The sequence below is a fragment of the Drancourtella sp. An57 genome (assembly GCF_002161525.1).
Lineage (GTDB): Bacteria > Bacillota > Clostridia > Lachnospirales > Lachnospiraceae > Sellimonas > Sellimonas catena.
On sequence record NZ_NFHY01000046.1, the window covers coordinates 1 to 561 of the forward strand.

Sequence of the window (561 nt, forward strand, 5' to 3'; positions counted from 1 at the left end):
TAAAAAAGTGTCTTCGACACTTCAGCCCCCTAGCCCCCATTCATGGGGGAATTGGGGGTTTCTTTTTATGTGTTTTTCCTGCATAATAGACTTATGAATATATTACAAACCATTTTTAAAGACCATTATGAAGAAATTATATATACTCTCCACCCCAGAAAAACTGAAGTGGAAAATATCGATAAGATGATCAATTGTGGCGATCCTTCCTTTGGCGGGGCCATGTATGGCTGCCCTTCCTGCGGTAAGCTGAAATTTGTCCCTTTCCGCTGCCACAGCCGTTTCTGCCCTACCTGTGGAAATAAATATGCCATGGATCGTACTACCTCTATGTCCTTTAAACTTATTGATGTCCCTCACCGCCATTGTGTCTTTACCATTGATGAACAGCTCCGGGACTTTTTTCTCAATGACCGCTCCCTCCTCGACTGTCTTTTCCATGCCGTAAACAGCGTTGTCTCCCGTATGTTTTTTAAGCAGAATAAATCCATGAACTTCACTCCCGGTTTCATCATGGTCCTCCATACCTTCGGCAGGGACCTCAAATGGAACCCTCATATC

At 43.9% G+C, this 561-nt stretch carries 1 protein-coding gene; it reads right to left on the minus strand.

The annotated features are described in order from the left end of the window. Positions 1-102 precede the first annotated feature (102 nt). Positions 103-561 (minus strand): hypothetical protein (locus B5G11_RS17030; RefSeq protein ID WP_343215530.1); only part of this gene is annotated, 459 nt, incomplete at its 5' end.